The following is a 14,277-nucleotide window of genomic DNA, read 5'->3' as shown; positions in this document are numbered from 1 at the left end:
CCCCGCCGCTCGCCGGCGCGCCGGAAGCCAGCGCAGCGGTCGCTCTAACGCTACTGCATCTGGAACCGGGGCGCGTCCTGAACATTATGCTTTCAGTGGATTTTCCAGCCGGCCACAATTTTGGGTGGCTCGAGCATGAAAAGGCCTTTTGCCATGTATTTCCGGCTGCGACGCTCGTGCGTGGTTTTCAGCCTTTGCGCCTGTGTTGTTCTGACCGCAGTGGCGGATGCGCGATCTGAGGAATTTCATGTCAGGCAATCGGTTGCCAGCGACGGCCATCACATCGATCAGGGCGGGTTGTTATTTCATGGGAATTACTGTGGCCCGGGTAGCCGACCAGGAACTCGGCCTGTTGATGCTTTAGATGCTGCCTGTATGCGTCATGATGCCTGCGGGCGTTTCAATGCCCTCCCGAGCTGCGCTTGCCATGCAAGACTTCAATATGAAGCAGCAGCAGTCGCGCACGATCCCGCACAACGGCCGGATATTCAGTTCTTGGCTTCAATCACGGCGGCCGGTGCCGGCTTATTGCTGTGTCAGCCGCCTTTACAAGTGGCTCACGATTCGCCGATCAGCCTACCGGCGCAGGGCAGCCCGTTGACACACGTTTTCCCGGCGATTGACCCATATCAACCAAATCGATCACAGAAATGGAGACGCGCTCCAAGATATAACCACCCGATACGCTGAAATGGGCGACGCATGCGGCCAGTATCGGCTCGTGCTACTGTCCCACGTTGCTTCGAACTAGTGGAGGCGCGCACCGCGTTTTGGAATTGCCTGCTATCTCTCGCGCCGGCTGACCGAAGTTTGGCGGTCCCTGCTGTTGGAACCGGATGCCATTTGCAGACTTCAATATACATCTGCGACATATCGGCGAAGGTGGACATCATGGCTACATGTGAAACCTGCGGCAACGACTACGACAAGGCGTTTCAGGTCACGATGAGCGGCAAGGCGCACACCTTTGATAGCTTTGAGTGCGCCATTCATGCGCTCGCACCAACTTGCGATCATTGCGGTATCCGCATCGTCGGGCATGGCCTGGAGAAGGGGGGCACATTTTATTGTTGCGAGCACTGCGCCCAAGGCGAAGGCGTTAAGGGTCTACGCGACCGAATCTAGCCCGGGCAATTGATGCTATCTGGTCCTTGGCCATCTATCTTGAGGCGGGCGCGCTCGCCCTTGATAGCCTCTCAGCTTAGTGGCCTCTCAGCATAGTCCGGATGATTTCCTCGACCGCGCGCGGTGAAATTCCAAGCTGTTCAAACCCCGGCATTTCCGGGGATTGCATATTGTCGACTTGCATAAGCGCTACTTGATGACGAGTAATTGGCGGGCTCGGCAATATTGCCAAAATCCGCGACAATGCATGCCACGCGGCGAAGGGAACGGGAAGAAGAATGGGTTTAACTCCGGCTTCGCGCGCGAGGGTGCTGACGAGCTCCTTATAAGCGTAAACGCGCGGGCCACCGCACTCGAACGTGGCGTCCGTTTCAGACCCTTGCAATATCAGCGCAATCGCTTCTCCCACGTCGTCCACGTAAGCCGGCTGCAATCTCGTCAGTCCTTGCCCGAACATTGGGTAAACGGGGAAGCGCCGGAGGAGCGTGATTATGGTCGTAATAAACGTGTCATCCGGGCCGAACATTACGGCCGGACGAACAATGATCGCGCCGGCAAACGCTGCCCGGACTGCCGACTCGCCCTCGCCGCGTTTGCGAATGTAGGGTGACGACGAGGTCGCATCGGAGCCGATTCCAGAAATGTGTACGAGCCGCTCGACTCCAGCTTGTTGCGCCTGCGCCGCTATATGGTGAGCAGCCTCGACATGTACGGAATGAAACGTCTCCCGTCCACGCTCGACATAAAGACTAACTGCATTCACCACGCCATAAGCGCCGGCTACAGCTCTGGCGATTGATGGCTCGTTGTGAATATTCACCTCGATCGATTCGATCCGGGAATCGTCGGACCCAAACAGATCCCGGCCTCGATCGGGATGTCTCGACGCAACGCGAACGGAAAACTCGTGGCTGCGTAGATGCCGGACTGCCCGCCGGCCGAGAAAGCCGGTCCCGCCAAACACGACGGCAAGTTTACCTGTCTGGCTGCGACCGTTCACATTCTCCACCGACCACGACGGTTGTTAGCGACGCCAACCCGATATCGCGCCCGCTATGCGCTTATTGGCGATTATCATGTTGCACGAGCAGTCTCTGGAGATGAGGTTTCATCTATCGGCTGATGATGACCCTCGTGATGATGACCCTCGTCCGCCTTGCCGAACTGCGGGTTCGCCGGTAGCTGCAGGACAGTCGCGCGCTGACCCTCTCTGAGCCTCGTCACAAGGACGCCCCTGCCGTTGGCAAGCTCGAGTGCGTCATGATGCACGTGCGGTTGGCGGGGGTCGAGTCGTCGAAACCGAGCAAGTCGTTCGCCTTGCATGCCAAACCGGAGGCTCGGCAGGAAAGGAGCGAACGCATGGACGGTCTCGATTTCGCGCTCAAAAACCAGTTCGGTGCCCGGGAGAATGCAGACTGCCACTTCCGGCTCGCCCACCGCCGCGAAGCCTCGCGTTTCGGTCCCGGGAAATCGGGTTGAGATTAGTTGGTCGCCCACCTTGGCGGCCCGCGATCTGACAGCGTGAAGACTATAGTCGCACATCGAGCATTCTCCCTGAGACGAATGAACGTCTCCTGCGAAAAAAGGATCGGCGCATCACAACTCGTAACCTAAACGGCGGTTCGCAGAAATTGGCAGCGACCCACCGAGCGAAGAATCGCTCGGTGGGTGGGTGTTGATGGCGTTACCACTCTGGGCCTATGCCGAAGCTGAACCCCGGCCCATGAACGCCTATGCCCGGCCTGCGATAATAGTAGCCGCGATCGTAGTCGTCATAGTATCGCGGAGCTGCATAGTAACCATCTCTGATGATCGCGCGACTCCGGGTGTTCCAGCATCGGCCAGTGTCGTCACAGACTACCCGTGCCTGATGAAGGAGGGGCGAACTGCCTCCGGTTCGAATCTCGTCGGCCGCATATGCACTCGAGGCTATGAGGGCACCGGCGCCGGCGAGCAATGTCAGTGTCAGTTTTCTCATGTCTATCTCCTCTGAGTGGAGTCCTAAAGGAACGCCTCAATCAAGACGACGTTCCGGCAAGCGCTCGTCGACCTGGATTCAAAATCTTCGCAATGCGAAATGGGACCGTAATGCTTTCCTACGGGGCACGATCCCGGAAGTTTGGAATCATTGCGCTCTATCCGTAGCAGCCATGCATTGGCAAAAGGCTGGGTTCCACCCGGCCTGGCGCGCATTTTTGGCTATTCGCACCAACGGCCACAATTCGGCATGGAACCACTTCGGCAGGCACTCGTTCGCCAGTAATGCCCAACTCGCGGAGTTGCCACATGAGCGCGAATGGCCTTGAAACTTTCGACAGATCGATTCACGCGACCAATGTCTGGCTCAAGGAGATTTCAAAGGAGATCGGACCGGATCGTCGATTAGCCTGGCGCGTTCTTGGCGTCGTCCTTCGGGCCTTGCGTGATCGGCTCCCCGTCGAGGACGCGGCGCATCTTGCTGCGCAATTGCCCTTGCTGATTCGTGGAGCCTTCTATGAGCAGTATCGTCCGGCTGTTCAGCCAGACCCGATGCGTTCACGTGAGGAGTTCGTCGCTCGCGTTGCGGATGGCCTCGAAGGCGGAGGAAAATCCGTAAATCCGGAGAAAGCCATCAAGGCTGTATTCTCCGCCGTCCAGCGACACGTCGTCGAGCCCGAAACGGCAAAAGTGCGCCACGCATTGCCAGAGGACATCAGGATGCTTTGGCCAAGCGGCCGCATTCCCCAGGCTAAGCATGGAAACGGATCAGTGAAAGTGGCAGACGTGATGAGTCGGAATGTGCAACTTGCCAGCCCGAACGATACGCTGGGAGAGGTCGCCAAACGCATGACGGCCAGGGATATAGGCGTTTTACCTGTCGGCGAGAACGATCGCTTGGTCGGGATGATCACCGATCGCGATATCATGACACGGGCAATCGCGCAGGGCAGGGACGGGCAATCGTGCGTCCGCGACGCAATGACGAGGGACGTCAAGTATTGCTTTGAGGACGATAGCGTCGACGGTGTTATTCAAAATATGAGCGATATACAGGTTAGGCGGTTGCCGGTCGTCAATCGAAACAAGCGCCTCGTAGGTATCGTATCGCTGGCTGACGCCGCGAGGAAGTACGACCCGGCGGCAACCGGTGCCGCTATGTGCGGCGTCGTCGAACCGGGAGGTTCTCACGTCTCGTCCGCGTAAGGGATTGCGCCGCTGCGCCCTCAGGGGCTCGGCTGCCAGAAGCATATGGAATTCCGAGGGCGAACCGTTTCCGTGTGCCTCGGCTGAGACGAGAGTTGACTCCTTGAATTCAATGCTCATCGGGTGCTGGAGGGCCGCCGGGTAGGTCTGGATTGGGCGATTGGAGAAGGCTCATGGCCGAAAAACGTACCGCTGGTAAGATGCGCCGCGCCATTCTCGCTGCTTCTATTCTTGCGATCGGAATTCTCGGAGTCGGAACGGCTGCCTGGCTGGCTGGATCGAATGCCTCCACGTGGAGAGAACTGTACTCCTGGTACAATCCCGCCGTTGGTTTTCGATCTGCCGCACTGCCAGTGGGCTTTGAAGACCTCGTGGATCGCATCAAGCCGACGGTCGTGGGGGTGCGCGCGAAGGTGGAGCAGGACGCCGACGAAGAGGAACGGCCTTCCGGTCGCGGCGCGCCCTCGAATCGTTCCGATGTGCCGATGGGCGACCGAGGCACTTCGCAGCCTCGTATCGCCACCACTCTGGGGTCAGGCTTTTTCATATCATCGGATGGATACGCCATGACGACCAGCCATCTGGTCAGGCGCAGCGAAAAAATTGAGATCACCACCGACGACGGCAAGATTTACCCTGCGAAGCTGGTTGGCGCCGACCCGAAAACAGACCTCGCACTGCTCAAGATAGAAGGCGAACAGGAATTCCCGGTTGCCCAGATCGCTGACAAGGCGCCTCGGATCGGCGCGCGGGTTCTTGCCGTCGGTAACCCATTTGGACTCGGTGGGACGGTGACGGCGGGAATTGTCTCGGCCCGCGCGCGCGATATCATTGGCCCCTACAACGACTTCATCCAAATCGATGCGCCGGTCAATCAAGGCAGCTCCGGTGGACCGACCTTCGATGTCAGCGGCAAAGTGATTGGCATCAACAGCGCAATATTTTCGCCGACAGGCGGCTCGGTCGGTGTCGGCTTTGCCATTCCGGCGGAAACAGTGAAGACGATCGCGGAAAGACTCAAGCAGAACGGTACAGTCTCCCGTGGCTGGATCGGCGTCGAGGTTCAGTCGGTGAGTCCCGACCTCGTCGAGGGTCTCGGTCTCAACAAACCGGTCCACGGCGTCTTGGTTGCCGAAATCCAACCGGACAGCCCGGCTGCGAAAGCCGACATCGCGCCCGGCGACGTCATCACTTCGGTTGCGGGCCAGCCAGCCGGCAATGATCGCGACTTGATAAAGAGGGTCAGCGATATGCCTCCCGGCAAATCAATCGAGCTTCGCCTGGTCCGTCAGAACGAGCAAAAAAATATCAACATAACGCTGGGCGAGCTTCCGGTTCCTGAGAGCCGCTCGATTGCTGAAAAATCGGAATCACCGACGCCAGACGGCAATAAACCAAACGTCGGACTGACCCTGATGCCTGCGGACAACATTGGTCTCGGCGTCCGAGGTGTCGTCGTCACCGATCTTGACCCCGGCGGTGTTGCCGCTGAGAGCGGACTTTCGACCGGGGATGTTATTCTCGACGTAGGCGGCAACGCCGTGATGACTCCTGCCGACTTCTACAAGGCGCTGACCGAGGTTCAAAGCAAGGGCAAGCGCATCGCATTGGCGCGGGTAAAGGCAAACCAGGCAACGCGATTTGTCGCCATTCCCGTCAGTTGACCGATTGAACGTCGCGGCGGGCACAACTGACGGTCGAGGACCGGCTGACGGAGGAATGGGCCGAACCGGCGGCTCGCCAAGCCCGCGCCTTGATCCGGCGCGCCTGGTGCCTTTCAGCAGGCAGTCGTTCAAGCGCGGCGCGGCTAAGCGCCAGTACCTTTAAGCGCCAGTACCTCGGTGTCCGCACCGGCTACGATCAGAAGGTAGATGCGTCAACCCGTGCCTCGTCGAAGGATCAAATCGTAACATAGATAGTTATTACATTGACATTATCGGCAATGCGATGACGCGGGCGCGTTCCATCAGGAACACCTTCGTGGAGCATCCGCGGCATCTTGCCAAGGCGGTATGCAATGCCAGAAAAGCAAAATCCAACGGGCCGACATTCGGATGGTTCCCGAGCCTATCCCGGCGAGAAGGCACGGCAGGGCGAGATCATTCTGCGCAAGCCGTGGATGCGTGCGGTTTTCATAGCCGGCCTTGTGGGCTGCGCTCTTCTGGCCCTGGGTATTCGCATCGCTGCGGGGCCCTGATGGGTACCCGGTCAGCGCGAGAACACATTCTTCAACTGCACCAGGAATGTCACCAGCCACGCGCACGCAAACATGCCCGCGAGACCAAGCGCCGTTTTGCGATCAATCAAAGACAGGTTTGTCCACCACCATATCCGGTAAAGCCATAGTCCTGTCGTGGCTACGCCAAGCAAGCAGACCAGCACCTTGAGAAAGGACGAGTTCGCGACACCCAAGGCGCCAAACAAGAGCGTTGCTGGAACGAGAAACATCATGCAGGCGGATATCAAGGTCTCGTTCATGGCTCCTCAAGACATCTACGAATCGCGGGCTACATATGCAGTTTGCAGCAACCTGTACCCTTCTGGAAGGGACACCGTTGCAACTGATAATTGGCTTGCGCCGTCCGCGATGCGTTCGTCCAAGTCTGAACGAGGGATCCAAGTCTGAACGAAGAAAATGACGAAATCCAAAATGGCTTTGCGGCTGACAGGCACACCCATTCAAGCTGACAGGCACCCCATCCAAATGGAATCGGTCAATCGGCGGTCTGCTGGACGATCAATATGATTTCGACGCGCGCTGCAAGATCGCGGCCACCGAAGGTTTTGCCGATTCGAGAGCGTTGATGACATCCTTCGCTTCTGCGACCGGGCGGCTGATGGGAGGAGGCGGCCCGCCGTCCAGCGCTGGCAGGCTAATGGTCGCCTGCAGCCCCTTCTGCTTGTTGGTTAAGACGATATCGCCGCCGTGGTGGCGGACAATGGTCCGGGCAATGGAAAGGCCGAGACCTACGCCTCCTGTTTCGCGGTTCCGTGAATTCTCCATCCGGAAGAACGGCGTAAAAACCTGCTCTTTGGCACCATCTGGAATACCGGGGCCGTCGTCCGAGACGGTGATTTCGACACTATCCGCTTGCCTTTCCACGCTGACGCGCGCTCGCTCGCCATACCGGATGGCATTTTCAACGAGGTTGCGGCACGCGCGGCGCAGTGCGTCTGGTCGGCAACTGTAGCTGATCTTCTGCCCTTCAGAAAAGGAGATATCATAACCGAGTTCAGCGAGATCATCGCAGAGACTTTCCACGAGAGCCGAGAGGTCCACGTTCCGCGTGCTTTCTGCGGTAGCGTCTTCGCGAGCGAATGCGAGTGTCGCCTCTGTCATCGTCTGGATCTCGGCAATTGTGGAGAGCATTTTCTCGCGGACGTCCTCGTCGGGCACGAATTCCGCACGCAAACGGAGCGAGGTTAGAGGTGTACGCAGATCATGGCCGATGGCGGCCAGCATTCTGGTGCGGTCGTCGACGAAACGGTGCAGGCGCTCTTGCATGCGATTGAATGTCTCGGCGGTACGTCGGATATCGTCGGGGCCGGTTTCCGGCAGCGGTACGATCTCCTGACCGCGGCCGAAGGCTTCGGCCGCTACCGCCAGGCGACGCAATGGTTGCGCGATGCCTCGAGCTGCAAATACGGCAATAATCGACAATGACAACGCGGAGAGGCCGAGCGCCAAGGTGGATTTGGAGGTCCAGAAGCCGTCTTGCGCGGGTTTGGCAAATGCTGTGTTCAGCCATGCGCCGTTTGCCAACTGAACGGCCAAGCCCATGCCGGTGGCATCATCGAGATAAAGAAACTTCGCTGGTCGGGACAGCGGCCAGGCTTCCGGCTTTAGGTCGATCCAGTGTGTGGACGTGGCGCTGCTGGTGGTGGCAGTGTTTCGCGCGAAATCCGGTCTGGCCTCGGCGGGCACGCTGTGGCCGGGAAAGGACATGCGCGGCAATGGCTGCGCCAAGCGCTCCCATGCCTCCTCTCGCCACGCGGAGGCATCCTTCAGACCGTTGGTCGATATCCAATATCTCGCTGAACTGGTGTTGCTGGCATTAAGGATATCGCTCTGCAGCGCCGGAGGCGTCGCCTCCAGGACTCGGGCGAGCGAGGCGCACCGGCTGAATATCTCGCCTTTCGCGGCCTTCCGAATCGCCTGCCCGTGCTCATCCCACGAAATGAAGAACACGATGGCTTGTGACAGCACTAAAGACAGCAGCGTGAAACAGATGAAACGGGCCGCAAGGCTACGCTTCCACAAGCTCATCATGGCTGCTCGACCTGCGCGGCGAGGCTGTATCCACCGCCCCAGTGAGTCTTGATCAAGGCTGGTACTTTCGGGTCAGCCTCGATCTTCTTCCGCAAGCGGCTGACCTGATTGTCGATGCTCCGGTCGAATGGATCGGCATCCCGGCCGACCGTCAGGTCGAGAAGCTGATTGCGGCTGAGTACCAGGCCCGGATGATCGAGAAATGCACACAACAGGCGGAACTCCGCCGTGCTGAGCGGCACAGCAACGCCGTCGTCGCCCGTCAACTCGCGCCGGTTGACGTCAAAGGTCCATCGATCAAAGCGTACGACCTTGGTCGCAAGCCGGCCCTTTTGCGGCGGCAAGCTTTGAACTCGTCGAAGCACTGCTTTGATGCGGGCGAGGAGTTCGCGGGGATTGAATGGCTTGCTCACATAGTCATCGGCACCGACTTCCAGGCCGACGATCCGATCGGTCTCCTCAGCCATCGCAGTCAACAGGATAACGGGAAGATCCGTGGTGCTGCGCAAATGGCGGCAGAGCGACAGTCCGTCCTCACCCGGCATCATGACGTCTAGAACCACCAGATCCAGAGCACTTCGTTCGAGCAAGCGGCGGAGTGCAACAGCGCTCTCCGCAAGACTGATGCGGTAGCCATGCTGCATCAAGTACTTGCCGACTAGATCGCGAATATCGCGATGATCGTCCACTACGGCGATGTGAGGTGCCGAGTCCATCTAATTTGCTCCGATGCGGATCATACTGAAGTCCTGCACGCAACCCATCGAAAAAGTGTAACAGAATGTATCGGCCGCATATGATCGGCTGAAATCAAATGCTTGTGGCTGGCTTCACCGATAGCGTCGCGTCATCGGATCGGGATCGCAGGACCCCGATGCCGATGCCGGCCGATCCGAGCGGGAACCGGCCTCATGTGCATGATTCCCCGATCTGGCTGAAACAATTTAGGCACAAGCTGTCGCAGAAAATTGTCCCGGTGAGCCATCTTTGTCGCAAATTGTCGCAGACCCGTATGCCTGTTAAGGCTTGATGCAACTTAAGAAGCCGCATTGAGAGCAAGGTCATTCAAGAGCGGATGACAGCAGTAGCCATCAACCTTGGCCGCAACTGTCGCGAACTATGCAATGCAGTATTCCTGAGACAGATCGCGACAATTTCCGGCAGCGGTCGGCAAAGTTCTGCGACATCCGGACTTCATCGTGCGCACGCTCAACGAAGCAGGAGCGTTACATGTACGATGCGATGCACGCCGTTTCCCGCGGGGCCGTTCCGGAAATCTCGCAAGACTCATCGGCCGAGGGCGATGAAGACTACGCCACACCGAAGGGGCTGTTTCTTCGCAGAGCCGCAGTGCGGATAAGTTGGCTGCTCGTCTTCGTGTTGCGGAATGCCTCGGCCTCGGCCACCCCCTAGATTTGATGTACTGTGGAGATCGTGCGGCTGTTTCGCGCCTCGTGACGGAGGACGACTGTTTGATGTCCGAGCAGAATCCCAAGTTCGTATGCAAAGTGCCCAGCTTTGCTTCTTGCGGGGCATGTCCTCGTATCAGTCACGGAAGCTCATCCTCTGGGCCGATCAGCCCATCCAAACAAGATGACGTCCTGCCCGAGCCGGCTTGAAGTCGCGATGCGCCGCAGAAGTGAAATGAGTTTGGGACAGTGCGGCTGCCGGATTACTCCGCTTGCGATCATGGAAATTTGAGCGTTGAATTCGTCGCGTCATGTGCGGCTGCGATGCAATTTTTGAGCGAAGCGGGACGGTGTGACGAGCTGGCCTGCCAACCGCTCTGAAGCAGCCAGGCGCACGCAACCTCCATGCGGGCAACGACCGGCACGCGCTTCGAACATCAACAAGGGAGGAGAACGATGAGCACTTGGCTTAGTGAACGGGAGCAGCGCCTCGTTGCGGGTGCCGAGGCAGCATCGGCGGCAACGCCGATCCCCACTCAAATTGTTTCCAACGGCGAGTATCTCCCGCCCCCGCAGAGCGCTACACAGAAGAAGGTCGAGGCACGGATCAACGATCTTGCCGACCTGAACGGCAAGCACCTCGGCTTGAGCCGCAGGCAGTTCCTGCACACGAGCTGCGGCATGGCTGCGGCATTCCTCGCAATGAACGATGTCTACGGCAACGTTTTCCAGGTCGCAGCTGCAGAGGCCCGCGAGCCCGAGCTGATGCTGGCGCGCGCGCAAGGTCTCGCCGGCCAGTTCATCTTCGACGTCCAGACCCATTTCGTGCGCGACGACTTCGATCACAAGGAGCTCCTGGGGCTGGCGGACTTTGCGAGCCAGCACTGGAACCCGAAGATGAAGGAGGAGGGCGTCTCCTCGCTCGGCCGCTACAAGTTCATGAACTATGTGAAAGAGATCTACTACGACAGCGACACCCACATGGCGCTCTTGAGCGGCGCACCGTTCGACGATCCGAGCTGGTGGCTTCTCTCCAACGAGCAGATCGTCAAGGCCCGCGAACTCATCAACGATTTCGCGGGCTCGCGCCGCCTGCTGGCGCACAGCGTCATCACCCCAAAGCAGCCCGGCTGGATGGAGGAGGTCGACAAGGCGATCGAGGTCTACAAGCCCGATTCCTGGAAGTCCTACACGATCGGCGACCCGCTGGCACCCTCCAAGTTCCCATGGCGGCTCGACGACGAGCAGGTGATGTATCCGTTCTACGAAAAGGCGGTGAAGGCCGGCATCAACACGCTGTGCATCCACAAGGGGCTGCTGCCGCCCGATTACGAGAAGTCGTTCGCCGGCGTGTGGGAATACGCAACCGTGTGGGACATCGGAAAGGCGGCGAAGGACTGGCCGCAGATGAACTTCGTGATCTATCACTCGGCGCTGCGGGCGTTCCTCGAACTGCCGGATAAGGCCTGGGCCGAGTTCGAGCAGACCGGCCGCATCCAGTGGGCTACGGATCTCGCGGAAATCCCGCAGAAGTTCGGCGTCACCAACGTCTATGGCGAGCTCGGCACGTCCTTTGCCAACTCGGCGGTGGCGCATCCGAAGTTCTGCGCCGCGCTGGTCGGCACGCTGATCAAGGGCATGGGGGTGGATCACGTCATGTGGGGGACTGACTCGGTCTGGTACGGCTCACCACAGTGGCAGATCGAGGCGCTGCGCCGCCTCGAGATTCCGGAGGACATGCAGAAGAAATACGGGTTTGCGCCGCTCGGCGACGCCAATAGCGGCACCAAGCAGCTCATCTTCGGCGGCAACGCCACCAAGTTCTATAAGATCAGGCTGAAAGCCGCTGAGAACACCAGGATGCCGGCTTTTTCCGAGGACCGTCTCGCTTCGCTCAAGAACGAGTATGCGCTGGCGGCCAAGGAGCCCTCGAACCTGCGCTACGGCTACGTTCGCGCTGCGTAGATGTCCAACGGCCGCGCCGGCGGAGCAGGCAAGCTTCGCGGGCGCGGCCGACAGGCAGCTGCAGTGACAAGGATGTAGATCGATAGATTCAATTTCGCGCGATATCTGCTCTTGGCGCAGGCGCACCTTCCAAATATCGGCTGCGTCCTGTGCGGGGGCTACGAGATCGCAATGATCTCTAGCTCGTGACCGGATGTACCGACCACATCCCCAACAGCTTTGCCCATCAGAGACCTTGCCACCGGGGACGCGAAGGAAATGGAACCGGCCTTAGGGTCCGCTTCGTCCTCTCCCACGATATGATATTTCTGTACGCGCCCATCGTCGCGCCTGAAGGTCACCGTGCTCCCAAAGGCGACAGTGTCAGTCGATGTTGGATTGGGGATGACCTGAGCCGTCCGAACTCTCGCCGCAAAGTAGCGCACATCACGCAAAGGGGCTGCTGCTTGCCGCCGTCGTTCGTTTACGTCTTCGATCTTCTGCGCGGTCTCATATGCCTCGCGAGCCTGGTCGAGCTGAAATTCAAGAGCCTTCAATCCTGCTTCCGTAACCAGGTTCGGATGAGGTGAAATCGGACGGTCGGGGAGCAAAGTCTCCGACGCCGTTTCGGCACTGTCTTCCTTGGTGAAGGCAACGCTCAAGCCCAGAACTCCTTTTAAGCAAGATATGCAAAAAACGCGGTCGGCGACAAGAGCGCGGACCCGTCGAAGGAACCGCAGCGCCACGCTCAACGGCTTTTGCGAATCATATACCGCGGAGCGAGACGGGCGCCATTATCCAAGTATCATGGAGCGGAACTGCTGCAGCTTTGCTCCGCCGGCAGTTCCTCGGCATTGGGGTCGCCCGGTGCCGTCGCCCAGGCCAGTTCGACGAGCGTCACGATCCGCCGACCGGCGCCGTCAAGCTGGCAAACGATAAGGCCCTGCTCCTCGATGTAGGTCAGCAGACGCCGTGCACGGCGCAGCGAATGTGAGCCATAGGCGCGGGCAATCGCTGCATCGCCCGGGCAGGGCCACCCTTCCTTTGCGGCGCGGGCGATCATCATGAAGACACCCTGCATATCCTCCGGCAGAAGTGAGGCGCGGACCGAGACATCCTGCCAGCCGTCATCCTCCGCCATGTCGGAGCCGAGCCCGGCGCGGGCGCGCGTCAGCATGCGGCGGAAGTCAGCCAGGTCCGGCACCGCCGAACCGAGGCCCTCTATTCGGCAGCGGACCACGAACTCCTGATAGAGGACGCCGATGGCGCGGAATCCCGCGTCGGGTTCCGCCATGACGGCGCGCAGAATACGGTCCACTCGCTCACGCCGCTCCGCCAGCTCCTCAGCGCTGAGCGGCTGCTCGACCGCTTCGGGACGGGTCTCCAGCGCCGCTGACTTTGCCGCCATGAGCTGGCCGAGGAGGTCTGGCGGCGATCGGCGCTGGGGCCGATTGTTCTCCGGCGGCGGCGCTGCCAGGATGATGGCGCGTGCGTCCGGTGTCGCTTCCGGCAGAGGCATCAGGCGCGGGGTCGCGTTGCGCGGCGTGGTCTCCGTTGGACCGATGCGCAGCCCCAGCGGACGGCGGGAGAGGGCCGGTCCCAGCGCCATGAATTGCCCGCGCTCCAGATCCCGGAAGGCCTCTGCCTGTCGCCGCTCCATGCCCAGAAGGTCGGCGGCGCGCGCCATGTCGATATCTAGAAAGGTTCGGCCCATGAGGAAATTGGACGCCTCGGCCGCGACGTTCTTGGCCAGCTTCGCCAGTCGCTGGGTGGCGATGACCCCCGCAAGCCCGCGTTTGCGGCCACGGCACATCAGGTTCGTCATGGCGCTGAGCGAGAGTTTGCGCGCCTCGTCCGAAACCTCGCCGGCGACGGCCGGCGCGAAGAGCTGCGCCTCATCAACCACCACCAGCATCGGGTACCAGTGGTCGCGGGCGACGTCGAAAAGCCCGCCGAGGAAGGCGGCGGCGCGCCGCATCTGGTTCTCGGCGTCAAGCCCCTCGAGATTGAGCACCGTCGAGACGCGATGGATGCGCGCTCGCTCGCCGGCGACCTGCAGGCCCCGCTCGGTATGGTCCTCGGCATCGATCAGCAGGTGGCCGAAACGGTCGGCAAGCGTCACGAAGTCGCCTTCGGGGTCGATGATGGTCTGCTGCACCCAGGGGGCACTCTGTTCCAGCAGCCGGCGCAGCAGATGGGATTTGCCGGAGCCCGAATTGCCCTGCACCAGCAAGCGAGTCGCAAGCAGTTCCTCAAGGTCCAGAGTCGCCGGGGCACCTGCCGTCGTATGTCCCATCTCGATCGCAACGGTCATGTCTCGACTCAAAGTCTCCTTAGCGGAGGCGG

The 14,277-nt window shown here is 59.9% G+C and carries 12 protein-coding genes and 1 pseudogene; 7 read left to right on the top strand and 6 right to left on the bottom strand.

Going from position 1 to position 14,277, the window contains the following annotated elements; all coding sequences use genetic code 11:
• Positions 1-891 precede the first annotated feature (891 nt).
• Positions 892-1,125 carry a hypothetical protein gene (locus GWE18_RS24175; RefSeq protein WP_057851859.1) on the top strand — a complete coding sequence of 78 codons (234 nt, stop codon included), beginning with the start codon at positions 892-894 and terminating at the stop codon, positions 1,123-1,125.
• A gap of 76 nt (positions 1,126-1,201) precedes the next feature.
• Here GWE18_RS24175 and GWE18_RS24170 read toward each other — a convergent pair whose 3' ends face one another.
• Positions 1,202-2,125 carry a complex I NDUFA9 subunit family protein gene (locus GWE18_RS24170; RefSeq protein ID WP_275188199.1) on the bottom strand — a complete coding sequence of 308 codons (924 nt, stop codon included), beginning with the start codon at positions 2,123-2,125 and terminating at the stop codon, positions 1,202-1,204.
• Between the two features lie 260 nt (positions 2,126-2,385).
• On the opposite strand from GWE18_RS24170, the gene GWE18_RS24165 reads away from it, so the two are divergent.
• From GWE18_RS24165 to GWE18_RS24145, 4 genes and pseudogenes are all read left to right on the top strand, one after another.
• Positions 2,386-2,604, top strand: a complete 219-nt coding sequence (locus GWE18_RS24165; protein ID WP_275188198.1) for a hypothetical protein — start codon at positions 2,386-2,388, stop codon at positions 2,602-2,604.
• Between the two features lie 783 nt (positions 2,605-3,387).
• Positions 3,388-3,813 (top strand): annotated as a pseudogene (locus GWE18_RS24155) (DUF2267 domain-containing protein); the annotation flags it as partial.
• 60 nt (positions 3,814-3,873) lie between these two features.
• Complete coding sequence (locus GWE18_RS24150; RefSeq protein WP_275188278.1) at positions 3,874-4,308, top strand: CBS domain-containing protein; 435 nt, start codon at positions 3,874-3,876, stop codon at positions 4,306-4,308.
• Between the two features lie 173 nt (positions 4,309-4,481).
• Complete coding sequence (locus tag GWE18_RS24145) at positions 4,482-5,972, top strand: trypsin-like peptidase domain-containing protein (protein ID WP_275188196.1); 1,491 nt, start codon at positions 4,482-4,484, stop codon at positions 5,970-5,972.
• Between the two features lie 544 nt (positions 5,973-6,516).
• Here GWE18_RS24145 and GWE18_RS24140 read toward each other — a convergent pair.
• From GWE18_RS24140 to GWE18_RS24130, 3 genes are all read right to left on the bottom strand, one after another.
• Positions 6,517-6,786 (bottom strand): hypothetical protein, encoded by a 270-nt coding sequence (locus GWE18_RS24140; RefSeq protein ID WP_275188195.1) that lies wholly within the window; start codon positions 6,784-6,786, stop codon positions 6,517-6,519.
• A gap of 259 nt (positions 6,787-7,045) precedes the next feature.
• Complete coding sequence (locus GWE18_RS24135; protein ID WP_275188194.1) at positions 7,046-8,578, bottom strand: HAMP domain-containing sensor histidine kinase; 1,533 nt, start codon at positions 8,576-8,578, stop codon at positions 7,046-7,048.
• The gene (locus GWE18_RS24130) at positions 8,575-9,294 is read right to left on the bottom strand and encodes a response regulator (protein ID WP_057843627.1); all 720 of its coding nucleotides are present in this window, start codon (positions 9,292-9,294) and stop codon (positions 8,575-8,577) included. The genes GWE18_RS24135 and GWE18_RS24130 overlap by 4 nt, the downstream gene beginning before the upstream one ends.
• A gap of 514 nt (positions 9,295-9,808) precedes the next feature.
• Between GWE18_RS24130 and GWE18_RS24125 the strand changes: the two genes are divergently transcribed.
• Positions 9,809-9,991: a hypothetical protein gene (locus GWE18_RS24125; protein ID WP_275188193.1), complete on the top strand. Its 183-nt coding sequence runs from the start codon at positions 9,809-9,811 to the stop codon at positions 9,989-9,991.
• A gap of 452 nt (positions 9,992-10,443) precedes the next feature.
• Positions 10,444-11,952, top strand: a complete 1,509-nt coding sequence (locus GWE18_RS24120) for an amidohydrolase family protein (protein WP_275188192.1) — start codon at positions 10,444-10,446, stop codon at positions 11,950-11,952.
• Between the two features lie 158 nt (positions 11,953-12,110).
• Here the strand turns inward: GWE18_RS24120 and greA are convergent, their stop codons facing one another.
• Both greA and GWE18_RS24110 read right to left on the bottom strand, forming a co-directional pair.
• On the bottom strand, positions 12,111-12,593 hold the full coding sequence (gene greA / locus GWE18_RS24115; protein WP_275188191.1) for a transcription elongation factor GreA: 483 nt from the start codon (positions 12,591-12,593) through the stop codon (positions 12,111-12,113).
• Between the two features lie 143 nt (positions 12,594-12,736).
• Entirely contained in the window at positions 12,737-14,245 is a 1,509-nt protein-coding gene (locus GWE18_RS24110; RefSeq protein ID WP_275188190.1) for an ATP-binding protein, read from the bottom strand.
• Between the last annotated feature and the right edge of the window lie 32 nt (positions 14,246-14,277).

The sequence above is a fragment of the Bradyrhizobium sp. CSA112 genome, from assembly GCF_029051645.1.
Classification (GTDB): Bacteria; Pseudomonadota; Alphaproteobacteria; order Rhizobiales; family Xanthobacteraceae; genus Bradyrhizobium.
The sequence above is the reverse complement of the archived record's forward strand: the minus strand, read 5'-3'. Positions and strand labels throughout refer to the sequence as shown.